The organism is Streptomyces sp. NPDC087420 (genome assembly GCF_044744165.1).
Taxonomy (GTDB): domain Bacteria; phylum Actinomycetota; class Actinomycetes; order Streptomycetales; family Streptomycetaceae; genus Streptomyces.
The window spans coordinates 114,432-137,124 of the sequence record NZ_JBIUXU010000016.1; the positions used below are offsets into that span (position 1 = coordinate 114,432).

General features: G+C 70.8%; 18 protein-coding genes. 8 read left to right on the top strand and 10 right to left on the bottom strand.

Annotated features, from left to right (window positions below; translation table 11 throughout):
• The first annotated feature begins 153 nt into the window (after positions 1 to 153).
• From ACIO1C_RS30505 to ACIO1C_RS30520, 4 genes are all read left to right on the top strand, one after another.
• Entirely contained in the window at positions 154 to 1,476 is a 1,323-nt protein-coding gene (locus ACIO1C_RS30505; protein WP_401869479.1) for a PhoH family protein, read from the top strand.
• Positions 1,477 to 1,864: 388 nt separating this feature from the next.
• A complete protein-coding gene (locus ACIO1C_RS30510) occupies positions 1,865 to 2,584 on the top strand; it encodes a lytic transglycosylase domain-containing protein (RefSeq protein ID WP_401869482.1) in 720 nt (239 codons plus the stop codon).
• A 138-nt stretch (positions 2,585 to 2,722) separates the two neighbouring features.
• Complete coding sequence (locus tag ACIO1C_RS30515; protein WP_401869485.1) at positions 2,723 to 4,153, top strand: AI-2E family transporter; 1,431 nt, start codon at positions 2,723 to 2,725, stop codon at positions 4,151 to 4,153.
• On the top strand, positions 4,150 to 4,953 hold the full coding sequence (locus ACIO1C_RS30520) for a hypothetical protein (RefSeq protein WP_401869487.1): 804 nt from the start codon (positions 4,150 to 4,152) through the stop codon (positions 4,951 to 4,953). The genes ACIO1C_RS30515 and ACIO1C_RS30520 overlap by 4 nt, the downstream gene beginning before the upstream one ends.
• An 83-nt stretch (positions 4,954 to 5,036) precedes the next feature.
• Here the strand turns inward: ACIO1C_RS30520 and ACIO1C_RS30525 are convergent, their stop codons facing one another.
• Both ACIO1C_RS30525 and ACIO1C_RS30530 read right to left on the bottom strand, forming a co-directional pair.
• On the bottom strand, positions 5,037 to 5,576 hold the full coding sequence (locus ACIO1C_RS30525) for an alkyl hydroperoxide reductase (protein WP_401869490.1): 540 nt from the start codon (positions 5,574 to 5,576) through the stop codon (positions 5,037 to 5,039).
• Positions 5,577 to 5,582: 6 nt separating this feature from the next.
• Positions 5,583 to 6,137, bottom strand: coding sequence for a peroxiredoxin (locus ACIO1C_RS30530; protein WP_401869493.1), 555 nt, complete (start codon positions 6,135 to 6,137; stop codon positions 5,583 to 5,585).
• 315 nt (positions 6,138 to 6,452) lie between these two features.
• On the opposite strand from ACIO1C_RS30530, the gene ACIO1C_RS30535 reads away from it, so the two are divergent.
• Positions 6,453 to 8,684 carry a transglycosylase domain-containing protein gene (locus ACIO1C_RS30535; RefSeq protein ID WP_401869496.1) on the top strand — a complete coding sequence of 744 codons (2,232 nt, stop codon included), beginning with the start codon at positions 6,453 to 6,455 and terminating at the stop codon, positions 8,682 to 8,684.
• Between the two features lie 116 nt (positions 8,685 to 8,800).
• Here the strand turns inward: ACIO1C_RS30535 and ACIO1C_RS30540 are convergent, their stop codons facing one another.
• From ACIO1C_RS30540 to ACIO1C_RS30560, 5 genes are all read right to left on the bottom strand, one after another.
• Positions 8,801 to 10,264, bottom strand: coding sequence for a catalase (locus ACIO1C_RS30540; RefSeq protein ID WP_401869499.1), 1,464 nt, complete (start codon positions 10,262 to 10,264; stop codon positions 8,801 to 8,803).
• 180 nt (positions 10,265 to 10,444) lie between these two features.
• A complete protein-coding gene (locus ACIO1C_RS30545) occupies positions 10,445 to 12,358 on the bottom strand; it encodes a SpoIIE family protein phosphatase (protein WP_401869501.1) in 1,914 nt (637 codons plus the stop codon).
• Between the two features lie 333 nt (positions 12,359 to 12,691).
• Positions 12,692 to 13,378 (bottom strand): DUF402 domain-containing protein, encoded by a 687-nt coding sequence (locus ACIO1C_RS30550; RefSeq protein ID WP_401869503.1) that lies wholly within the window; start codon positions 13,376 to 13,378, stop codon positions 12,692 to 12,694.
• Positions 13,379 to 13,427: 49 nt separating this feature from the next.
• Positions 13,428 to 14,918, bottom strand: a complete 1,491-nt coding sequence (locus ACIO1C_RS30555) for a class II fumarate hydratase (RefSeq protein ID WP_401869506.1) — start codon at positions 14,916 to 14,918, stop codon at positions 13,428 to 13,430.
• A gap of 110 nt (positions 14,919 to 15,028) precedes the next feature.
• Positions 15,029 to 16,705: a fumarate hydratase gene (locus ACIO1C_RS30560; protein WP_401869509.1), complete on the bottom strand. Its 1,677-nt coding sequence runs from the start codon at positions 16,703 to 16,705 to the stop codon at positions 15,029 to 15,031.
• Positions 16,706 to 16,926: 221 nt separating this feature from the next.
• Between ACIO1C_RS30560 and ACIO1C_RS30565 the strand changes: the two genes are divergently transcribed.
• Positions 16,927 to 17,613, top strand: coding sequence for a DUF1707 domain-containing protein (locus ACIO1C_RS30565; protein ID WP_401869511.1), 687 nt, complete (start codon positions 16,927 to 16,929; stop codon positions 17,611 to 17,613).
• 206 nt (positions 17,614 to 17,819) lie between these two features.
• Positions 17,820 to 18,194, top strand: a complete 375-nt coding sequence (locus ACIO1C_RS30570) for a WhiB family transcriptional regulator (protein ID WP_161309903.1) — start codon at positions 17,820 to 17,822, stop codon at positions 18,192 to 18,194.
• A gap of 124 nt (positions 18,195 to 18,318) precedes the next feature.
• Here ACIO1C_RS30570 and glpX read toward each other — a convergent pair whose 3' ends face one another.
• Positions 18,319 to 19,350, bottom strand: a complete 1,032-nt coding sequence (gene glpX / locus ACIO1C_RS30575; protein ID WP_167027743.1) for a class II fructose-bisphosphatase — start codon at positions 19,348 to 19,350, stop codon at positions 18,319 to 18,321.
• Positions 19,351 to 19,474: 124 nt separating this feature from the next.
• Between glpX and ACIO1C_RS30580 the strand changes: the two genes are divergently transcribed.
• Positions 19,475 to 20,011, top strand: a complete 537-nt coding sequence (locus tag ACIO1C_RS30580; protein ID WP_401869515.1) for a DUF4245 domain-containing protein — start codon at positions 19,475 to 19,477, stop codon at positions 20,009 to 20,011.
• Positions 20,012 to 20,656: 645 nt separating this feature from the next.
• Here ACIO1C_RS30580 and ACIO1C_RS30585 read toward each other — a convergent pair.
• Both ACIO1C_RS30585 and xseA read right to left on the bottom strand, forming a co-directional pair.
• On the bottom strand, positions 20,657 to 20,890 hold the full coding sequence (locus tag ACIO1C_RS30585; protein ID WP_401869518.1) for an exodeoxyribonuclease VII small subunit: 234 nt from the start codon (positions 20,888 to 20,890) through the stop codon (positions 20,657 to 20,659).
• Positions 20,891 to 21,226: 336 nt separating this feature from the next.
• On the bottom strand, positions 21,227 to 22,435 hold the full coding sequence (gene xseA / locus ACIO1C_RS30590; protein ID WP_401869520.1) for an exodeoxyribonuclease VII large subunit: 1,209 nt from the start codon (positions 22,433 to 22,435) through the stop codon (positions 21,227 to 21,229).
• Between the last annotated feature and the right edge of the window lie 258 nt (positions 22,436 to 22,693).

A 22,693-nucleotide genomic window follows, 5' to 3' on the forward strand; every position in this document is an offset into this window, starting at 1 on the left:
CCCGGGAGGCCCTTTGCACCAGGACGACCGTACGGTCAGACGTACGGGCGACGTGGAGGGCCGGAGCTCGGCCCGCGCATGGGGTCCGCAGCCCGGTCCACCCGCCCGCGACGCCGTCGCACCCCGACCTCATCCGAGGGGGTACGTCCTTCCGTGGTGACAAGCTCGAAGCGCCGCATGCCTGACCGGCGCACCTACGTTCTCGACACCAGCGTCCTGCTGGCCGATCCGAACGCCATGTCCCGCTTCGACGAGCACGAGGTTGTGCTGCCGATCGTGGTGATCACGGAGTTGGAGGCCAAGAGGCACCATCCGGAGCTGGGGTATTTCGCCCGGCAGGCCCTGCGCCTGCTGGACGACTTCCGCATCCGGTTCGGCCGCCTCGACGCCCCCATCCCGCTGGGCGATCTGGGCGGCAGCCTCCGTGTCGAGCTCAACCACTCTGATCCCGGCATCCTGCCCGCCGGCTTCCGCTTGGGGGACAACGACTCACGGATTCTCGCGGTCGCGCGAAATCTGCAGGCCGAGGGGTACGACGTCACGGTCGTCTCCAAGGACCTGCCGTTGCGCATCAAGGCGTCGTCGGTCGGACTCCTCGCCGAGGAGTACCGCGCCGAGCTCGCCATCACCGATTCGGGCTGGACGGGGATGAGCGAGCTGACCCTCGCCGCCGACCAGATCGATCTCCTCTACTCGGAAGAGTCGGTCTTCGTGCCCGAGACGGGCGACCTGCCGGTGCACACCGGGCTGGTGCTCCAGTCCGACCGCGGCAAGGCGCTCGGCCGGGTCACCCCCGAGGGCAACGTACGGCTCGTCCGCGGCGACCGGGAGGCCTTCGGGATCCACGGCCGCAGCGCCGAGCAGCGCATCGCCCTCGACCTCCTCCTTGACCCGGACATCGGCATCGTGTCGATGGGCGGCCGGGCCGGCACCGGCAAGTCGGCGCTGGCCCTCTGCGCGGGCCTGGAGGCGGTTCTGGAGCGCAGGCAGCACCAGAAGGTGATGGTCTTCCGGCCGCTGTACGCGGTCGGCGGCCAGGAGCTGGGCTACCTGCCGGGCTCCGAGGCCGAGAAGATGAGCCCCTGGGCGCAGGCGGTCTTCGACACGCTCTCCGCGGTCGCCGGCCGTGACGTGATCGAGGAGGTGCTGGGGCGCGGCATGCTCGAAGTGCTGCCGCTCACGCACATCCGCGGCCGGTCCCTGCACGACGCGTTTGTCATCGTCGACGAGGCCCAGTCCCTGGAGCGGAACGTCCTGCTGACGGTCCTCTCCCGGATCGGGGCCAACTCCCGGGTGGTGCTCACGCACGACGTGGCGCAGCGCGACAACCTGAGAGTGGGGCGGTACGACGGCATCGTGGCGGTCGTCGAGAAGCTCAAGGGCCATCCGCTCTTCGCGCATGTCACCCTCACCCGCTCCGAGCGCTCGGAGATCGCCGCGCTCGTGACCGAAATGCTGGAGGACGGCCAGATCTAGGCACGTATCACCCCAGTTGGCGCCGCCCGGCGAAGCCCAGGAGCTTAGCCGGGCGGCGTTGTGCCGCGCTCCCTTTTCCTGAAATCTCCTGGGGCAAACGAGGTGTGAGCTATCCCACGTAACGATTAATTGCCTCGCGGTGTCGGCTTCCGGCAGAGTCTTGCTTCCGTCAGGCCCCCGCATGCGGCACACCCGCACCTCCAGAGGTGCAGCACCACACAACTCCACACTTGCCGCCGCATGCCGCCCGAGCACCAAGTGGCGATCCCCGCAGGGGGATTGCCCGTCGGGCCCGAGTCTCCCGTGACCGAGTAGTGCGGAGTCCAGTGCCAGGGGCACGATCGCGTCCGCGAGGTCACCTATGCGGGCGATGCTGGAAGGACACCGTGTGAGCCGGATCTCGGTCCGGGGGTTCGCCGTGGCTTCTGCCACCGCGGTCACCACCGTCGGCGCAGTCGTGGGGGTCGCCTCGGGCGCCACCGCGCAGGTTTCGGACGACAACTTCGAGGCCACCGCAGCCGACACGACGCTCCTCGCAGACATCCCCGCCGGCCAGCAGGCGCAGGTCCAGACCGCGTCGCTGACCCAGCAGGCGGAGGCACAGGCCTCCGCCGCCGACACGGCCGCGCAGAAGTCCGCCGAGGAAAGCGCCCGTCTCCAGGCCGCCAAGGACGCGACGGCCAAGAAGCAGGCCGCCGACGACAAGGCGGAGCAGGAGAAGAAGGAAGCCGCGGAGGCCAAGGCCAAGGCCGAAGCCGAGAAGAAGGCCAAGGAGTCGACGGTCTCGATCGCCTCCTTCTCCGCCCAGAGCTCCTACACCGTCGCCGAGGTCCAGGCGATCGCCCGGCAGCTGGTCCCCGCCGACCAGTTCCAGTGCTTCAGCAACATCGTGAACCACGAGTCCACCTGGAACTACAAGGCCCAGAACGCCTCTTCGGGCGCGTACGGCCTCGTCCAGGCACTCCCCGGCTCCAAGATGGCCTCGGCCGGCGCCGACTGGCAGACCAACCCGGCCACCCAGATCAAGTGGGGCCTGGGCTACATGGACGACCGCTACGGCAGCCCGTGCGGCGCCTGGTCGTTCTGGCAGGCCAACAACTGGTACTAGACGGACCGCCTCCGTCCCGCGCTCAACCGTGTGAAGCCCCTCACCGTCCTACGGTGGGGGGCTTCGCCCGTGTACGGTCGTTTCCGGCGGCCCCCGGAGGGACGCGTGGGGAGACAGTCGGGGGGAAGAGGAAGCATCATGTCAAGACTGCCGGGGTGGCTGGGGCGGGTGGGTACGGGGCTGACCCTCATGGGGGAGCGCCTGGACCGGCGCAAGGCCGAGGTCGAGGCGGAGGCCGAGGACGACGTCACCGCCGGCCTGCCGCCGGCGGCCGTGCCCGCGCCCGCGCCCGCGCGGGAGAGCGTCCCGCCGCCGCCCGCGTACGCCCCCGCCGTGGCCGCCAGGCCCGATCCCGTCGCCGCCATACCGTGGGGGATCCGCGTCGCCGGTGAGGCCGCCTGGCGGCTGCTGGTGCTGGCCGGCACCCTCTGGGTCCTCATGCGGGTCATCAGCGCCGTCCAGCTGGTGGTCCTGGCCTTCGCCGCCGCCCTGCTGATCACGGCGCTGCTCCAGCCGACGGTCGCCTGGCTCAAGCGGTTCGGCGTCCCGCGCGGACTCGCCACCGCCCTCACCGCGATCGCCGGGTTCGTCCTGATGGGACTCATCGGCTGGTTCGTGGTGTGGCAGGTCCTGGAAAACCTCGACGACCTCTCCAACCGGGTCACGGACGGCATCGACGAGCTCAAGCGCTGGCTGCTCAACAGCCCGTTCCATGTCACCGAGAAGCAGATCAACGACATAGCGAACAACCTGAGCGACGCGGTCGGCACGAACACCGAGGAGATCACCTCCGCCGGCCTCCAGGGCGTGACCGTGATGGTCGAGTTCCTGACGGGCGCGCTGCTCGCCATGTTCTCGACGCTCTTCCTGCTGTACGACGGCAAGCGCATCTGGCGCTGGACGCTGAAGCTGGTCCCGGCGCAGGCGCGGGAAGGCGTCGCGGGGGCCGGGCCGCGTGCCTGGCACACCCTGACCGCCTATGTGCGCGGCACGGTCCTGGTGGCCCTGATCGACGCGGGCTTCATCGGCCTCGGCCTCTACTTCCTCGATGTCCCGCTGGCCGTGCCGCTGGCGGTCTTCATCTTCCTCGGCGCGTTCATCCCGCTGGTCGGCGCGGTGATCTCGGGCGCCCTGGCCGTGGTGGTCGCGCTGGTCACCGACGGGGTGTTCACGGCGCTGATGGTCCTGGCCGTCGTGCTCGCCGTCCAGCAGATCGAGGGGCACATCCTCCAGCCCTTCATCCTGGGCCGGGCCGTACGGGTGCATCCGCTCGCCGTGGTCCTGTCGGTCGCCGCGGGCGGGCTGGTCGCGGGGATCGGGGGAGCCGTGGTGGCGGTGCCGCTGGTGGCGGTGACCAACACGGTGGTCGGCTACCTCCGTTCGTACAGCCAGGAGCAGGCGCTGCGCCAGGCGTCCGCGGCGGCGGACCCGCCGCCGCCGGAGGACGGCCCCGAGGCGGCGGCCCCCGAACCACCGGAGCCGACGAAGACGCCGGCACCCGCTCCCACGCCGGTACCCGCTCCCCCGTCGGCGCCTGTCGCGACGGAGACGCTGGCGGGGCAGGAATGATCTCCGACCTCGAACTGGTCGACGACGACGCACAGCCGCCGCCCGGCGGGGCTTCCGGGTCCGGCCCCCGCTCCACGTCCGATCCCCGCTCCGGGGCGGATCCCGGCTCCGGGGCCGAACCCGGCTCCGGGACCGTCATCGGTGACGGCGGCGTACGGGACGTCTCCGGGCGCTTGCGGCCCTGGCTGTGGGCGTTCGGCGGCGCGCTGGCCGCCTCCGCCGTCTGGGGTGCCTGGGCGTACGCGCAGAGCCAGGCCGAACCCGACCTGCGGGGGTACCGGATCAGCCGCGACCTGTGCGACGACGCGAAGCTGTCCGCCCTGTCGGCCGCGTACGGGGAGAGGGAGGAGACGGGGACCCACCGGGTCGACGAGCGGCCCGAGGTGGACCACGCCGTCTGCTCGGTCGATCTGGTACGTCCCAGGAAGGGCGAGTCGAGCGCCACGGCGTACGCCTCCGTCGAACTGGCCTACATCCGGCACAAGGTGACCGACCCGGAGCCGGAGTTCGACGCCTCGGTCACCGCCCCGAGCGCCTGGTACATCACAGACAACAAGGCGCGGCGGGTAACGGATCTGGGGGAGCGCGCCTACCTGCTCAGCGGTGTCAACGGGGACGGCAAAGAGCTGCGGGTCCTGGACGGCCAGGTCGAGCTGAGCCTCGTGGTCAGCGGTGTGGTCGTGGGCGAGGAGGACCCGGTCACCGGCGAGATGACCGTGCCGGACGGGATCGACCTCGCGGGGATCGAGCCGTCGATGATCGGGGACATGAGGGATCTGATGGCCACGCTCAAGAAGTGACCACGCCCGGAACGAGCACGTTCACGAGGTGACCGGGGCGGGTGACGGCGGGCCGAGGGCCCGACCACGTCACCCGCCCCCGCTCACTCCACCTCCGCCAGCACCGCCTCCGCGTCCAGCGTCGTGCCCACCGCCTGGACCACCGAGGCGATCTTGAACGCCTCCTGGACGGTCTCGCGGTCCACGCCCGCCTTGCGGAGCGCCTCCTCGTGCGAGTCGAGGCACTGGCCGCAGCCGTTCACGGCGGAGACCGCCAGGGACCAGAACTCGTAGTCGGCGCTCTCCACGCCGTGGCTGCCGATGACGTTCATCCGCAGGCCGGCCCGGAGCACCCCGTACCCGGGGTCCGACATCAGGTGCCGGGTCCGGTAGAAGACGTTGTTCATCGACATGATCGCGGCGGCCGACTTCGCGGCGGTGTACGCCTCCGGGGAGAGCCTGGCCCTCGCCTCGGGCGCCAGCGCGCGCAGGACGCGGGGCGAGCGGGAGGCGATCGCGCAGGCCAGCACCGTGCCCCAGAGGCGTTGTTCGGGCAACTCGCTGTTGCCGATGACCGAACCGAGGTTCAGCCGCAGGTCCTTGGCGTAGTCCGGCAGGGCGGACTTCAGTTCGTCGAGTGACACGGTGGATCACTCTCCCGAGAGGAGCGCGGCGGCGTCGAGGGTCCGGTCGCCCTTGTTCCAGTTGCACGGGCACAGTTCGTCGGTCTGGAGCGCGTCGAGCACCCGCAGCACCTCCTTGGGGTTACGGCCCACGGAGCCGGCCGTCACCATGCTGAACTGGATCTCGTCGGACGGGTCGACGACAAACACCGCGCGCCGCGCGAAGCCGTCCGCGTCCTCGATGCCCAGGTCGCGCATCAGCTCGTGCCGGGAGTCGGCCAGCATGGGGAACGGCAGGTCCCGCAGGTCCGGGTGGTCCTTGCGCCAGGCGTGGTGGACGTACTCGGAGTCGCCCGAGAAGCCGAGCACCTGCGCGTCGCGGTCGGCGAATTCGCCGGTCAGCCGGCCGAAGGCGGCGATCTCGGTCGGGCACACGAAGGTGAAGTCCTTGGGCCAGGCGAAGAAGATCTTCCACTTGCCCTCGTAGGTCTTGTGGTTGATCTCCTCGAACTCCGCGCCCTTCTCGAGGGAGACGCAGGCGGTCAGTTCGAACGACGGGAACGTGTCACCAACAGTGAGCACACGCACTCCTTGTGGGGGGTGGAAGTCCCCTTTCGGGGCTTTCGGAGCTTGCAGCGCGTTCGGAGGGCTCGCGTTGCGTCACCGATGGTGGCACAGCGGACACAAGGACGGAAACGCTCCGCAACCTTCCGTAACCCTCATGAGTCGGTTTCAGTGGGACGGGTGCTGATTCTCACGTCCCAAAAGAACGGATCACCCGTCCTTTGTCACAGGGTCGGATGTTAGCTTTCTGAGCTGATTCCGGTAAAAGCCGGTGAAACGACAAGATCAACGACAAGGTCAACGACAAGTTCACGGGAGCGGAGCGACACAGCGATGGGCCGTGCTGACGAGAGACGGGCCCGGCACCGAGGAACCCGCCGGGCACCCAAGCCCAGGAGGAGCGGCATACGCCGGCTCTTCACATGGAAGAAGATGCTCGGCACGTTCTTCGGCCTGTGCCTGCTCGTCATGGGCGCGTTTGTCGTGCTGTACCTCACCGTGTCCGTGCCGGACGCCAACGCGCAGGCCAAGATGCAGAGCAACGTCTACAAGTACGGCGACGGCACGGTCCTGGCCCGTACCGGCGAGGTCAACCGGGAGATCGTCGGCCTGGAGGAGATCCCGCAGCCCGTCCAGCGGACCTTCGTCGCCGCCGAGAACAAGACCTTCTACCAGGACGCGGGCGTCGACATCAAAGGCACCGCCCGCGGCGTGCTCAACACGCTCTCGGGGAAGGGCAAGCAGGGCGGTTCGACGATCACCCAGCAGTACGTCAAGAACTACTACCTGACCCAGGACCAGACGGTCTCGCGGAAGCTCAAGGAACTGGTCATTTCCTTGAAGGTGGACCGGAAGCTCAGCAAGAACGAGATCCTCGCCGGTTACATCAACACCAGCTACTACGGGCGTACGGCGTACGGGATCCAGGCCGCGGCGCAGGCGTACTACGGCGTCGACGCCGCCAAGTTGAACGTCGCGCAGGGCGCGTACCTCGCGGCGCTGCTCCAGGCCCCCAGCCAGTACGACTGGGCCGAGGCCACCCCCCTCGGCAAGAAGCTGGTGACGGCCCGCTGGAACTACGTCCTCGACAACATGGTCGAGCAGCACTGGCTGGACGCCTCCGTGCGCGCGGGCCTCAAGTTCCCCGTACCGCACGAGCCCAAGGTCGCGCCCGGCATGGAGGGCCAGACGGGCTACCTGGTCAAGGCCGCCGACGAGGAACTGGTCCGCCAGGGCGTCGACAAGGAGCAGATCGACGCGGGCGGCTGGACGATCACGCTCAACATCGACCGCAAGAAGCAGCGGGAGCTGGTCAAGTCGGTCGACCAGCAGCTGGAAGACAAGATCGACCGCAAGAAGAACAAGACCGACGCCACGGTCCAGGCGGGGGCCACCTCCGTCGACCCGAAGACCGGCAAGGTGCTCGCGCTCTACGGCGGGGTGGGCGCCACCGAGCACTGGCTGTCCAACGCCACCCGCCAGGACTACCAGCCGGCCTCGACGTTCAAGCCGGTCGTGCTCGCCTCCGCGCTGGAGAACGGTTCGAAGACGCAGGACGGCAAGAAGATCGACATCGGGACCGTGTACGACGGCACCAGCAAGCGCCCGGTCAAGGGCAGTGACACGCCGTTCGCCCCGGAGAACGAGGACAACCACAGCTACGGGCCGGTCGACGTGCAGAAGGCGATGAGCGACTCCATCAACTCCGTCTTCGCGCAGATGGTCGTGGACGTCGGCCCGGGCAAGGTCAAGCAGACCGCGCTCGACCTCGGGATGACGGACGTCGCGGACAGCTTCCCCGAGCGCCCCGCCATCTCGCTCGGCACGATGGACGCCTCCACCTGGGACATGGCGGGGGTCTACGCGACCCTCGACAACCACGGCAGGAAGGTCACGCCGACGATCCTCAAGTCGGCCGAGCACAAGAACAAGCTGGTCGACCTGCCGGACCCGATCGGCAAGCAGGTGATCGACCGGGAGACGGCGGACACCGTGACCCACGTCCTCCAGGGCGTCGTCGCCAACGGCTCGGGCAGCGCGGCCAGGACCAGCGCGTACGAGGCGGCGGGCAAGACCGGCACCTCGGAGAACAACAAGTCCGCGTGGTTCGTCGCGTACACCCCGCAACTCACCACGGCGGTGGCGCTGTTCGGCGAGGCACCCAAGGGCGGCACCCAGGTCAGCCTGACCGGTACGGCCAACTCGGGCCGCGCCAACGGCGGTGGCTTCCCCGCCCGCATCTGGGCGGACTACACGCTGGCCGCGCTGAACGGCGGCTCGGACGCGAAGTTCGACCTGGACTACCGGAAGCCGGTACGGGAGAAGCCGACGCCGACCCCCTCGCCGACCCTGTCCACCCCCACGCCGAGCGCCACGACCCCGTCGCCCAGCCACTCCACCAAGCCGCCGGAACCGCCCACGGACACCCCGAGCACCCCGCCCCCGCCGAGCGAGAGCCCGTCGGAGTCCCCGACCCAGTCCCCGCCGGTCACGGCGCCCGTCACCCCGCCGGACGAGACGTTCAACCCGTTCGCTCCCCCCGATGACGGGCGGGGCGGCGACTAGGGCCTGTCCGGCGACCGGATCCGTACGACCGAAGGGATCCGTACGACCGAAGGCGCACACGCGTGCGGGGCGGGCCGCTGAAGGCCCGCCCCGCACCCGTTGAACCGTGTGATCCGTCAGCCGCCGTTGACCTGGTGGGCGATCCGGTCGCCGACGTTCTTGTCGATGTTGCGCCAGTACTGGAGCGCCCGGTCCAGGACCGGCCGGGACACGCCCTGCGCCAGGTGCCCGGACACGTTCGACACCAGCCGGTCGCGCTGCGCGTCGTCCAGCACCTGACGGACCTGGGTGCCCGCCTGGCCCCAGTCGTCGTCCTCGGTGTGCAGCTTGTACGCCTCGCGCACCATGTCACCCGCCGAGGCCCAGCCCGCCGGACCGCCGAAGCGCGCCGGGTCGGCCGCGGGGCCGCCGTACGAGTTCGGCGCGTACGGCATGGCCGCGTCCGACGCCTCGTACCGCATCGGGCCGTCCTTCGCGTACGAATGCACCGGCGCGTGCGACCGGTTGGGCGGCAGCTGGGTGTAGTTCGGGCCGATCCGGTACCGGTGCGTGTCCGGGTACGAGAAGAGCCGGCCGAGCAGCATCTTGTCCGGGGACGGGCCGATGCCCGGCACCAGGTTCGACGGCTCGAAGGCGGCCTGCTCGATGTGGACGAAGAAATTGTCCGGGTTCCTGTCGAGCGTCATCCGGCCGACGTCGATCAGGGGGTAGTCGCCGTGCGGCCACACCTTGGTCAGGTCGAACGGGTTGAACCGGTAGTCGGCCGCGTCGTCGAACGGCATGATCTGGACCTTGAGGCTCCAGGTCGGCGCGTCGCCGGACTCGATCGACTCGTACAGGTCGCGGCGGTGGTGGTCGGCGTCGGAGCCGGCCATCTGGTCGGCGTCGGCCTGCGCCAGGTAGTCGATGCCCTGGTCGGTCTTGAAGTGGTACTTCACCCAGAAGCGCTCACCCGCGCCGTTGACCCACATGTACGTGTGCGAGCTGTACCCGTTCATGTGGCGGAACGACTTGGGGATGCCCCGGTCGCCCATCAGCCAGGTCACCATGTGGGCCGACTCGGGCGAGAGGGTCCAGAAGTCCCACTGCATGTCGTTGTTGCGCAGCCCGGTGGCCGGGTGGCGCTTCTGCGAGTGGATGAAGTCCTGGAACTTGATGGGGTCACGGACGAAGAAGACCGGCGTGTTGTTGCCGACCATGTCGTAGTTGCCGTGCTCCGTGTAGAACTTCAGCGCGAAGCCGCGCGGGTCGCGCCAGGTGTCGGGCGAGCCGAGTTCGCCGGCGACCGTCGAGAAGCGGGCGAGCATCTCCGTCCGCTTGCCCGGCTGGAACATGTCCGCCTTGGTGAACTGGCTGACGTCGTTCGTCACTTCGAAGAAGCCGTACGCGCCCGCACCTTTGGCGTGGACCACCCGCTCGGGGACCCGTTCACGGTTGAACTGGGCCATTTTCTCGATCAGGTAGTGGTCCTGCATCAGGATCGGGCCGTCGGAGCCGATGGTGAGCGAGTGCTCGTCGCTCTCCACCGGGATGCCGACGTTGTTGGTCGTGAAAGGAGTCTGAGGGGATGACTCGGACACGAGCGTCCTCCCGTCGATAGAGGGCCCGGGGGGCCGGGGTGACCTCGGACGTGGCAGCGGTCACATCGGCCGCCTGCCCCAGTGAACCTCCGCGACACCCCGTCGGCAACATTTGTCCCGTATTGATCCCCGGGCGCCCTGTCGAGAATATTCGCCCGATATATCGCCTGCTGTCGGCCCTCAGGGGCCGGCCGGATCGGTGGGGCCGGTGGCGATCTCGAACCACACCACCTTGCCGGTCGACAGCCGGGTCGCCCCCCAGCGCCGCGCCAGGCGGTTGACCAGGAAGAGTCCCCGGCCGCCCTCGTCGGTGTCGCGGGCCCGCCGCTGCCGGGGCAGCTGCGGCGAGTCGTCCCCGACCTCGCAGCGCAGTACGTCCGTACGGAGCAACCGCAGCGTCACCGGTCTCTCCGCGTACCGCACCGCGTTGGTCACGACCTCGCTGATCAGCAGCTCGACCGAGTCGCTCAGCTCCTCCAGGTCCCAGCGGGCCAGCGCCCGCCGGGCGAGCCGTCTCGCCCGGCCCGGGGCCGCGTCCTCCGGCTCCAGGAACCAGTACGCGACGTCGCTCGGCGCGATCCCGTCGAAACGGGCCGCGAGCAGCGCGATGTCGTCGTCCCGGTCACCCGGGCCCAGTACGTCCAGCACGTCGTCGCAGAGGGCCTCCAGCGGCGGCGCGTGGTCGGGGCCCGTCAGCTGGGCCGTCGCGGCCAGCCGCTCCCGCAGCTGCTCGATACCGGTCCAGACGTCCCGCAGCCGGGACTCCACGAGCCCGTCCGTGTAGAGGAGGAGGGTCGCGCCGGCCGGCGCGTCCAGCTCGACGGCCTCGAAGTCGACCCCGCCGACCCCGATCGGCGCTCCCGGCGGCACCCGCAGGACCTCCGCCCGGCCGCCCAGGTGCAGCAGTATGGGCGGCGGATGGCCGGCGTTGGCGATCGTGATCCGGTGCGAGACCGGGTCGTACACCGCGTACAGGCAGGTCGCCATCCGGTCCGTGCCGAGCCGCTGCGCCTGCTCGTCCAGGTGGTGCAGCACCTCCTGCGGCGGCAGGTCGAGACCCGCGAGGGTCTGGGCCGTCGTCCGGAGCTGGCCCATGATCGCGGCGGACGTCATGGAGTGGCCCATGACGTCACCGACGACCAGCGCCACCCGGCTGCCGGGCAGCGGGATGGCGTCGTACCAGTCGCCGCCGACCCTGGCCGTCTCGGCGGCCGGCAGATAGCGGGAGGCGAGGCGCACGCCGGTGGGCTGCGGCAGGTTCTCCGGGAGCATCGTGCGCTGGAGTTCGTCGGCGATGTAGGCCTCGCGCCCGTACAGCACCGCCTTGTCGATGCCCAGCGCCGTGTGCGTGGCCAGCTGCGCGGCGACCAGCAGGTCGTTCGGCTCAAAGGCCGCCCGGTCCGGTCTGCGCAGGAACACGGCGGCCCCGATGACCCGCCGCCGCCCGCGCAGCGGCGCCAGGATCGCGCGGTGCCCGGTCGGTACGGTCCGGTCGGCGCCCAGCAGCTCGGGCAGCGCGGCCCTGGCCGCCGCGGAGTCGCCGAAGACCGGGCGCACCCCGCGCAGCACCTCGGAGAGCGCGCCGCCGGAGAGCACCTCGCACAGCTCCGCCGCCGGCATGACGTCGGACTGCGGGTCCAGGACCGGCAGCAGGTCGCCCTCGGCGATCTGGACCGGGAGCCCGCCGAGGAAGGTCCCCTCGGAGTCGATCCGGCCGTCCGTGAGCCGCAGCCGGTCCGTGCGGCGCAGCCGCAGGACGAAGGGCGCGATCGGCCGCTCGTCGCCGACGGGCAGCGGATCACGCAGATAGACGAGTATCGCGTCGGAGAACGTGGGCACGGTCGCCCGGCACAGACCGAGGACGATCTCGTCCAGGTCTATGCCGCGGGCGATCCTGCGGGTGGCCGCTCCCACGAAGCGCAGCCGGTCGCCCTCGCGCCGGGCCGTCCCCGTGGGGTCGAGCGACGCCGTGGTGGGCAGTGCGGGCCCCGGCACGGCGGCGGCTCCCGCCGCCTCCTGCCGCGGTCGTGCGCGTTCCTGCGGCCGGGCAACCAGGGGCTGCCGGCCTTCGTGGGAGGTGGGATGCTCCGTCACGCGTGGGATTCCGTCCGTCCGGGCCGGTGGTGCGATGCGATCGCTTCGACTGGGTCCTGTCCGGTCGATCTTCGTGGATCGGCTGGCGGTTCGTGCGCGTACGACCGGACGGAGCGATGCCCGACACGCATGGCTCCACCCCCTCGTAGTGATGTGCGGTCGTGATGATGTGCGGTCAGGTCGCGCGCTCCGCGGAACCGTTGAGCGGGTGCGGCCTTGCGGAGGACGATCCTACGTTTGAAGCCTGTGGTCGTAGCAAGAGTCTCATGAGCCCGGATCCGGAAGAGCGGGATCCAGTACCGGGATCGGGCCGGAATTCGCCCTCACGAGAGGTCACGCCGTGGTGCTGGAGTTGACCCGCCGCGTTCCTGCGGGGTCCCGGTCCCAGTCTGCGGGCAGCTCGGGGACCTGCCAGGCGGGGTCGGGCCGCCAGTTTTCCCACCCGTCCCTGAACGGGGTACCCCAGGCGCCGATCACCTCCAGCGCCGCCCGCCCTGCCTCCTGGACCCGGAGCGCCTGGCGGGCGTCCATCAGGCCGTCCTGCTGAGCCTGGGCGAACTCGTCCTCGTCGCGCCAGCGCCACGTACGGTCCGGATAGACGTCGATGTCCAGAAAGTGGTCCTCCGAGTCGACGCCCCCGGCCCAGCGGGTGTGGGGTTCCTCCAGGTTCACGTACCAGCTCTGGAACCGCCAGCCCCGCTCCCACCACAGCCACACCGACCACGGGTCCCCGGGGCGGGCCAGCTTGAGCACGCCCATGCCGTACCACTGGTCGCGCACCACCGTGCGCGGCTTGGTGTAGCGGGTGGGCAGCGGCTCGTGGTGGAGGGGGGTGCCGTCGGCGAGGACCGGCTTCACACACGGCGTACCGGGCGCGAGCCAGGCCGCGAGCAGTTCGTCGGTGTCCTGGACGACCGTGACAGGGCGGCAGATGTGGACGTGGTCCCCGGCGTTCTGCCGGTACCGCCACAGGATCTGGGTGCCGGGCGCCCAGGGCCCGGCCGCTGCCGTGTCTGTCATGCGCAGATCTTAGTGGGAGCGCGCCCAGGGCGCCTGGGTACGTGTCAGATCACGGCCGCGTCATCCGCAGCACGTCCAGCGCCTCGTCCAGCTGCTCCAGGGTGAGGTCCCCGCGCTCCACGTAACCCGAGTCCAGGACGACCTCGCGGATCGTCCGCGACTCGGCCAGGGACCGCTTGACGACCTTCGCGGCCTCCTCGTACCCGATGTACTTGTTCAGCGGGGTGACGACGGACGGGGACGACTCGGCGTACGCCCGCGCCCGCTCGACATGGGCCGTGATGCCGTCGACCGTACGGTCCGCGAGGAGGGCGGACACGTTGGCGAGCAGCCGTACGGACTCCAGGAGGTTCTTGCCGATCACCGGGAGCATCACGTTCAGCTCGAAGTTGCCGGCGGCGCCGGCCGCGGCGACCGTCGCGTCGTTCCCGGTGACCTGGGCCGCGACCATTAGCACGGCCTCGGGGATCACCGGATTGACCTTGCCGGGCATGATCGAGGAGCCGGGCTGGAGGTCGGGCAGCGAGATCTCGCCGAGTCCGGTGCGGGGGCCCGAGGCCATCCAGCGGAGGTCGTTGGCGATCTTGGTGAGGGAGACGGCGAGGGTACGGAGCTGGCCCGACGTCTCCACCAGGCCGTCGCGCGCGCCCTGCGCCTCGAAGTGGTTGCGGGCCTCGGTGAGCGGCAGCCCGGTCGCGCGGGCGACCTCGGCGATGACGGCGGCGGAGAAGCCGGGCGGGGTGTTGATGCCGGTGCCCACCGCCGTACCGCCCAGCGGCAGCTCGGCCAGGCGCGGCAGCGAGGCGGCGAGGCGCTCCACGGCGTAGCGGATCTGGGCCGCGTAGCCGCCGAACTCCTGGCCGAGGGTGACGGGGGTGGCGTCCATCAGGTGCGTACGGCCGGACTTCACGACCGTCGCGAACTCGACGGACTTGCGCTCCAGGGAGGCCGCGAGGTGCTCCAGGGCCGGGGTCAGCTCGGCGGTGACGGCGGCGGTCGCGGCGATGTGGATGCTGGAGGGGAAGACGTCGTTGGACGACTGCGAGGCGTTGACGTGGTCGTTCGGGTGCACGGCGCGGCCCAGCCGCTCGGTGGCCAGCGTCGCGAGGACCTCGTTGACGTTCATGTTGGAGGACGTGCCGGAGCCGGTCTGGAAGACGTCCACCGGGAAGTGCTCGTCCCAGCGGCCCGCGACGACCTCGGCCGCCGCGTCCTGGATGGCGCCGGCGACATCCTTGTCGATCACCCCGAGGTCGGCGTTCACCTTGGCGGCGGCGGCCTTGATCCGGGCCAGGGCGGCGATGTGGGCGTGCTCCAGGCGCTGGCCCGAGATCGGGAAGTTCTCCACGGCGCGCTGTGTCTGGGCCCGCCATTTGGCGTGGGCGGGGACCCGTACCTCACCCATCGAGTCGTGCTCGACCCGGTACTCCGCCGGGTTGGCGGGGTCCTGCGAGTGCTGGGTGCCGTCGGTGTCGTCGGTGCTGTGGGTGCCGTGGGTGCCGTGGGCGTCCTGGCTGTCCTGCGTGTCCTGTGCGTTCATGGGTGAAGACCTCCTGTCAGGGCGAAGCGGCTGCCCGACAGGTGTATTCCCACCGGCGCCGCGTCCGCGCGCCGCCGGTGGGGTGGGGCCGGGGATGGGACCCGTACGGGTCAGGCCAGGCCGGGGCCGCGGACCGGGATGCTGGTGAAGGTCGGCGCGGGCGCCGGTTCGGTGAAGAAGTCGTTCCCCTTGTCGTCCACGACGACGAACGCGGGGAAGTCCTCCACCTCGATCCGCCAGACCGCCTCCATGCCCAGCTCCTCGTACTCGACCACCTCGACCTTCTTGATGCAGTCCTGCGCGAGGCGCGCCGCCGGACCGCCGATCGAGCCGAGGTAGAAGCCGCCGTGCGCGCCGCACGCGTCCGTCACCTGCTTCGAGCGGTTGCCCTTCGCGAGCATGACCTTCGAGCCGCCGGCCGCCTGGAACTGCTCCACGTAACTGTCCATCCGGCCCGCCGTCGTCGGCCCGAAGGAACCGGACGCGTACCCCTCGGGGGTCTTCGCCGGGCCCGCGTAGTAGACGGGGTGGTCCTTCAGGTATTGCGGCATCTCCTCGCCCGCGTCCAGCCGCTCCTTGATCTTCGCGTGCGCGATGTCACGCGCCACGACCAGCGGTCCGGTGAGCGAGAGCCGGGTCTTGACCGGGTACTTGGTCAGCTCGGCGAGGATGTCGTCCATCGGCCGGTTGAGGTCGATCCGTACGACGTCCCCCGCCTCGTCCAGGTGCTCGTCGGTGGTGTCGGGGAGGAAGCGCGCCGGGTCGGTCTCCAGCTGCTCCAGGAACACACCCTCGGCGGTGATCTTCGCGAGGGCCTGGCGGTCCGCCGAGCAGGAGACGGCGATCGCGACCGGCAGCGAGGCGCCGTGGCGGGGGAGCCGTACCACCCGCACGTCGTGGCAGAAGTACTTCCCGCCGAACTGCGCGCCGATCCCGATCCGCTGGGTCAGCTCGAAGACCTTCTGCTCCAGCTCCTTGTCCCGGAAGCCGTGGCCCGTGGGCGAGCCCTCGGCCGGCAGCTCGTCCAGGTAGTGCGCGGAGGCGTACTTGGCGGTCTTGAGCGCGAACTCCGCCGACGTACCGCCGACGACGATCGCCAGGTGGTACGGCGGGCACGCGGCCGTCCCCAGCGAACGGATCTTCTCCTCAAGGAACTTCATCATGGAGGTCTCGTTGAGGACCGCCTTCGTCTCCTGGTAGAGGAACGACTTGTTGGCGGAGCCGCCGCCCTTCGCCATGAAGAGGAACTTGTACGCGCCGCCGTCGGTCGCGTACAGCTCGATCTGCGCGGGGAGGTTCGAGCCGGTGTTCTTCTCCTCCCACATGGTGAGGGGAGCCATCTGCGAGTAGCGCAGGTTGAGCTTGGTGTACGCGTCGTAGATGCCGTGCGACAGGGCCTCTTCGTCACCGCCCCGGGTGAGGACGTGCTGGCCGCGCTTGCCCATCACGATCGCCGTGCCGGTGTCCTGGCACATGGGGAGGACGCCGGCGGCCGCGATGTTCGCGTTCTTGAGCAGGTCGAGCGCCACGAACTTGTCGTTCGAGGAGGCCTCGGGGTCGTCCACGATCCGGCGCAGCTGGGCGAGATGGGCCGGGCGCAGGTAGTGCGAGATGTCGTGCATGGCCTCGGCGGCCAGGGTGCGCAGCGCCTCCGGCTCGACCGTGAGGAACGTACGCCCGTCGGCCTCGAAGGTGGAGACACCTTCGGCGGTCACCAGGCGGTACGGCGTGGTGTCCTCTCCCAGGGGGAGCAGATCGGAGTACACAAACTCTGGCATTACGGCCATTCCTCACTCGACAGGCAGTGGCGCGGCCTCCATTGGCGACGCGTCCCCCAGCGTAGGCGGCCGGGCGGGGCCTGTGCCGGTGAGGTGCGCCTCACGAACGGGCTCACGAACGGGCTCGCGGTCCGGCTTCCGGACTGACGGACCATCCTGCGGACTGACTCGCGGTCCGGCTCGCGGACTGCCTCTGGTCGCGATCTATCGCGTTTCGCTACCCTGAGGGTGTGGACCTCGAAAAGCACTCCCAGAAGCCGGTCGCACCGGTGGAGCCCGCGGGTATCCGGGCCTCCGACGCCGACCGAGACCGGATCGCGGACATCCTCCGGGAGGCCCTGGCTGAGGGCCGTCTGGACGCCGAGGAGCATTCCGACCGGATCGACGCCGTCTACCGCGCGAAGACCCTGGGTGAACTGCAACCACTGGTACGGGACTTGCCGGTGGCGGGGGCCGGCACGGGGGACGCCGCCGGCGCGGCGGTCCCGGGTGGCCGGGCGTACGGATACGGTCCCGACGACCCGACGGCGCCCACCGAGAGCCTGGTCGCGGTGTTCAGCAGCTCGACCCGCAAGGGCCGCTGGCGCATCGGCCGGAGCACGCGCGCGTTCGCGCTCTTCGGAAATGTCGAGATCGATCTCACGGAAGCGCTCTTCGGGCAGCGGACAACCGTGATCAACGCGACGTCCATTTTCGGCAATGTCGAGGTCCGTGTCCCCGAGAACATCTCCCTGCGCGGCAGCGGCACCGGCGTCTTCGGCAACTTCGAGGTCCTGACGCTGGAGGCCGCCGATCCCGACGCGCCGGTGGTCGTCGTGAACGGCTACTCGGTGTTCGGGAACATCGAGGCCAAGCCCAAGCGCGGCAAGTGGATCACCGATCTGCACCGGGGGTCCCGGAGGCACCTCGGGCACTGAGGGGCGGTGCCGCCGGGCGGGCGGACGAGCCGATTCGGGTGCGATGTTTTCCGGCCAAAGGTGTCCGGTTGTGGTTACGCGTCCGGAATTCCGCACTCGGTTCCGGACTCCGGAACCGAGAGCCACGCAGTGCATAGCGGCGCGTACAGCGGGTAAGGACAGCTGCATCGTCTCTCGCTCGCGAAGCCGTCGTCAGGAGTAGACCCGTGCCGCATCCGCCGCACCAGCCCTTGCAGGTCGCCGCCGTACCGTCCCCGCGGAGTCCCGCCCGGGAGGATCAGGCAGGCCCCTGGCACTCGGAGGCGGTATGCCGCCGGGACGAAGCCGGGTTGTTCTTCGCCCCTTCCAAGGAGCCGACCGCCTCACGGCTGTCGCGTGAGGAGTCCGCCAAGCGCGTGTGTGGCCGCTGTCCGGTCATGGTCGAGTGCCGGGAGCACGCGCTGCTCCAGCCCGAGCCGTACGGCGTGTGGGGCGGCCTCACCGCCGCCGAGCGGCGTGTGGTGCTGGCGCGGCGCAGACGCCGTGAGGTGGAGTTGAGGACGGCCGCGGCGGCGAACGACCACATCGCGGCGGCGGGCTGATCGCCGGGGCCCGTTCCCGTACACCGTCCTGTACGCCGGAAGGGGCACCCCGCCGCACACGCGGGGCGCCCCTTCCCTCCGGCTGATCGTCCTTCGTACTCGTCCGTACCCGTCCGTACTCGTCCTACTTGGCGCGGTCGAAGTCGATGGCGCTGTAGGCGCGCAGCTTCGACAGCCGGTGGGTCGAGTCGATCTGACGGATCGTGCCGGACTTGGAGCGCATGACGAGGGACTGCGTCGTCGCCGTCTCCGAGCGGTAGCGGACGCCGCGCAGCAGCTCGCCGTCCGTGATGCCCGTCGCGACGAAGAACACGTTGTCGCCGCTGACCAGGTCGTCGGTGGACAGGACGCGGTCCAGGTCGTGCCCGGCGTCGACCGCCCGCCGGCGCTCCTCGTCGTCCTTGGGCCACAACTTGCCCTGAATGACGCCGCCCAGGCACTTGATGGCGCACGCCGAGATGATGCCCTCGGGGGTCCCGCCGATGCCCAGCAGCAGATCGACGCCCGTACCGTCGCGCGCGGCCATGATCGAACCGGCCACGTCGCCGTCCGAGATGAACTTGATCATGGCGCCGGTCTCGCGGATCTCCCGCACGATCGTGTCGTGGCGCGGCCGGTCGAGGACCACGACCGTGAGGTCCTCGGGAGAGACGTGCTTGGCCTTGGCGACCCGGCGGATGTTGACCGACACGGGCGCGTTGATGTCGACGAAGTCGGCGGCCTCGGGGCCGGTCACCAGCTTGTCCATGTAGAAGACGGCGGACGGGTCGAACATCGCGCCGCGGTCGGCGGCGGCCAGCACGGCGATCGCGTTGGGCATGCCCTTGGCGTTCAGGGTCGTGCCGTCGATGGGGTCCACGGCGATGTCGACCTCGGCGCCGGTGCCGTCGCCGACGTGCTCGCCGTTGAACAGCATCGGGGCTTCGTCCTTCTCGCCCTCACCGATGACCACCACGCCGTTCATCGACACCGTGGAGACGAGCGTGCGCATGGCGTTCACCGCGGCGCCGTCGGCACCGTTCTTGTCACCGCGCCCGACCCACCGGCCGGCCGCCATGGCGGCCGCCTCGGTGACCCGGACCAGCTCCAGCGCCAGGTTGCGGTCGGGGGCTTCGGGAGACACTTCCAGCGGGGGCGGCAGCTGACTGTCGGACATCGGAGCGCACCTTTCTGTACGGCGACGACCGGAAAAGAGGGTGATACGACTCTATCCGTACATCGACAGATTGAGCAGAGGGGCCCACGGATGAGCGGCGTGTACCTGATGCGACGATGGGGCCGTGGCAGAGGCAGAGAAGCGAGGCAGACAGTCCGTACGGGACATGTTCCTGTCGATGGTGGTCATCGGCGCGGTCGTCGCCGTGATCTACGTGTTCATCCCGCACGACGAGAAGGCCGACCCGGTCCGGGCGGTCGACTACCGCGTCGAGCTCCTCACGGCGCGGCGCGCGGCCCCGTACCCGGTGGCGGCGCCGACGGGCCTGACGGCCGGCTGGAAGCCCACGTCGGTCTCGTACGAACGCCAGAACGCGGACGCGTGGCACCTCGGCTACCTCGACCCCGACGGGGAGTACGTCGCCGTGGAGCAGTCCACGATGCCGGCGAAGAAGTACGTCACGGGCGTCACGCAGCGGGCCGTGGACACCGGCAAGACCCAGCGGGTGGCCGGCGAGACGTGGCAACGCTGGGACGGCCCCAAGTACGACGCGCTGGTCCGCACGGACGGCACGGCGACGACGGTGGTCACGGGCACGGCGTCGTACGAACGCCTGGCCCAGATGGCAGCGGCACTGGACACGGACCCGGCGGCGGGCTGACGCGCGTTGCCGTCGGTCGGCGGGGCGGTCGGCGGGCGCTCTTCGCGGTCGGCGGCCACTTTGCGCGGCTGGCGGGCTCGTCTGTGTGCGCTCTTCGTGGCGGGCCGCCGCTTCTTGCCATTGGCTGCTGTTTCTTGCCGGAGGCTGACGGCGGCTGCTGCGGGGGTAACGGCTTCGGGTCGGCGGTCCTCGCCGCCGGCCGGTGCTCGCGGGCGGCGACCGTTCCTTGCCGTCGCTGACGCAGGTCGCGACGGGCCGGCGCCCGCCGGTGCCGACCGGCACTCACGTTTGACCGGCTCCTCCCTTGGGCCGGCGCTCCGGTCGCCCGGTGCTCGCGCGGCCAGCCGATCTGTTGGCGGTCTTGGCGGCTGGCTGCCGCCCTTTGCCGCAGGCCAGACTGACGCCCGCCGGTCCCGGCCGGCGCTCATGCCTGACTGGCTGCCCTTTCGGGTCGGCGGTCCTCGCCGCCGGCCGGTGCTCGGGCGGGTAACTGCCACTCTTCGGCGTGGGCTGACGTCGGTAGCTGCCGGTGGACGCGGTTCGGCGCCGACTGGCGCCTCTTGCCGTCGGCCGGCGCTCTCGCGGCCGACTGATTCGGTCGCGGTCCGCCGGTCCTCCCGGTCGGCCGAGGTCCTTCCGGCTCGCTCAGTCCTCGGCGGGGGCGGAGCCCGTGGTGTCGTCCGCCAGGGACGCGTCCAGGCGGGCGCGGGCGCCCTCCAGCCAGCGGCGGCACACCTTTGCCAGTTCCTCGCCCCGCTCCCAGAGCGCCAGCGAGTCTTCCAGCGTCGTCCCGCCCGCCTCCAGCCGGCGCACGACCTCGATCAACTCGTCCCGTGCCTGCTCGTAGCCGAGCGCGGCCTTCTCATCCGTCGTGGCCATGCGATCCATCCTCCATACGGGCCGGCGTACGAGCCGACAGGCGAACCGGCGGGTGAGCCGGCCCGGTGAAACAAGTCGAGCGCGCGGAGCGGTCCGCGCGAGTGGCGCCGATGGGCCCGCCAGCGGGCGTGGCGGGGGCAGCGTCGGCGTCGGTGAAGCGGGCCATGCCAGCAGTGCCGGCCGGCCGGGCGGCACCGGTGGGACGAGCGCCATCCGTGGCGCGGGCCCCATGGGCCGCGTCCACGGCGTCCACGGCGTCCACGGCGTCCACGGCGTCCACGGCGTCCACGGCGTCCACGGCGTCCACGGCCTCGACCCGAGCGGTCCCGCTCGCGCTCACTCCGCGACCCGCACCGTGAAGTCCCCCTTCGCCACCCGCGCGCGCAGCTCGTCGGCCGCGGTGACGTCCTCGGGGGACCGTACGACCGTCCCGTCGGGGCGCTGGAGCACCGCGTAGCCCCGCTCCAGGGTGGCGGCCGGTGACAGGGCCACCACGCGTGCGCGGGTGTGCGACAGCTCCGAGTCCGCGCGGTCGAGCAGATGCCGCAGCACCCGCCGCGAGCGGTCCGCCAGGGCGTCCACCTCGGCGGCGCGCTCCGTGACCATCCGCTGGGGCCGCTCCATCACGGGCCGGCCGAGGGCGTGGGCGAGGCCCCGCTCCTCCCGGTCGAGCAGCCCCCGTACCGTCCGCAGCGCGCGGTCCCGCAGCGCCTGCACCCGGTCCAGCTCCTCGCCGACGTCCGGCACGACCTTCTTCGCCGCGTCCGTCGGCGTCGACGCCCGGACGTCCGCCACCAGGTCCAGCAGCGGGGAGTCCGGCTCGTGCCCGATCGCGGAGACCACCGGCGTACGGCACGCGGCCACCGCCCGTACCAGCTGCTCGTCCGAGAACGGCAGCAGATCCTCCACGCTCCCGCCGCCCCGCGCCACCACGATCACGTCGACCTCCGGCAGCGCGTCCAGATCCTCGACCGCCGCCACGACCTGCGCCACCGCGTTCACCCCCTGCACGGCGGTGTTGCGCACCTCGAAGCGGACGGCGGGCCAGCGCCGCCGCGCGTTCTCCAGCACGTCCCGCTCGGCCGCCGACGCCCGGCCGCAGACCAGCCCGATCAGCTGCGGCAGGAACGGCAGCGGCTTCTTGCGGTCGGCCGCGAACAGCCCCTCCGCGCCCAGCGCCTGCTTCAACCGCTCCAGCCGTACGAGCAGTTCGCCGATGCCGACCGGCCGTATCTCCGTGGCCCGCAGCGACAGCTGCCCCCGTGGCGCGTACCACTCCGGCTTGGCCTGCACGACGACCCGCGCGCCCTCCGAGACCACGTCCGCGATCGCGTCGAACACCTGGCGGTAGCACGTCACGCCCACCGAAATGTCGTACGACGGGTCGCGCAGCGTCAGGAAGACCACCCCCGCGCCCGGTCTGCGCGAGAGCTGCGTGATCTGGCCCTCGACCCAGACGGCCCCGAGCCGGTCGATCCACCCACCGATGAGCCGCGACACCTCACCGACGGGCAGCGGGGCGTCCGCGGACGTGTTGAGAGCCATACCAGGAGCGTATCGGCAGCCTGTGACATCGCCGGGCGCCCGGAAGAGGTGAGCGGGCCGCCCGGAGGACGCGCGCGAGGCGTCCGGACGGTGCCTGTGAGGACCCCGCGCGGCTTCGGCCGACCGCCCCCGACGGCGTGGCGGGCCGCCGGCACGGCGTCAGCAGGGCACCCACAGGGCGTCAGCACGGCCCCCGGGCCGCCTCCGTACGCCGCGCAGGAGCGGCCCCGGGCCGGACCGCGTCCCCAGGGGCCCCCA

What these genes read in the sequence shown, in the direction of transcription:
- ACIO1C_RS30515 (WP_401869485.1), top strand. Translation starts at nt 2,723, where the DNA reads ATGTCAAGACTGCCGGGGTGGCTGGGGCGGGTGGGTACGGGGCTGACC.
- ACIO1C_RS30520 (WP_401869487.1), top strand. Translation starts at nt 4,150, where the DNA reads ATGATCTCCGACCTCGAACTGGTCGACGACGACGCACAGCCGCCGCCC.
- ACIO1C_RS30535 (WP_401869496.1), top strand. Translation starts at nt 6,453, where the DNA reads ATGGGCCGTGCTGACGAGAGACGGGCCCGGCACCGAGGAACCCGCCGG.
- ACIO1C_RS30550 (WP_401869503.1), bottom strand. Translation starts at nt 13,378, where the DNA reads ATGACAGACACGGCAGCGGCCGGGCCCTGGGCGCCCGGCACCCAGATC.
- ACIO1C_RS30555 (WP_401869506.1), bottom strand. Translation starts at nt 14,918, where the DNA reads ATGAACGCACAGGACACGCAGGACAGCCAGGACGCCCACGGCACCCAC.
- ACIO1C_RS30560 (WP_401869509.1), bottom strand. Translation starts at nt 16,705, where the DNA reads ATGGCCGTAATGCCAGAGTTTGTGTACTCCGATCTGCTCCCCCTGGGA.
- glpX (WP_167027743.1), bottom strand. Translation starts at nt 19,350, where the DNA reads ATGTCCGACAGTCAGCTGCCGCCCCCGCTGGAAGTGTCTCCCGAAGCC.
- ACIO1C_RS30585 (WP_401869518.1), bottom strand. Translation starts at nt 20,890, where the DNA reads ATGGCCACGACGGATGAGAAGGCCGCGCTCGGCTACGAGCAGGCACGG.
- xseA (WP_401869520.1), bottom strand. Translation starts at nt 22,435, where the DNA reads ATGGCTCTCAACACGTCCGCGGACGCCCCGCTGCCCGTCGGTGAGGTG.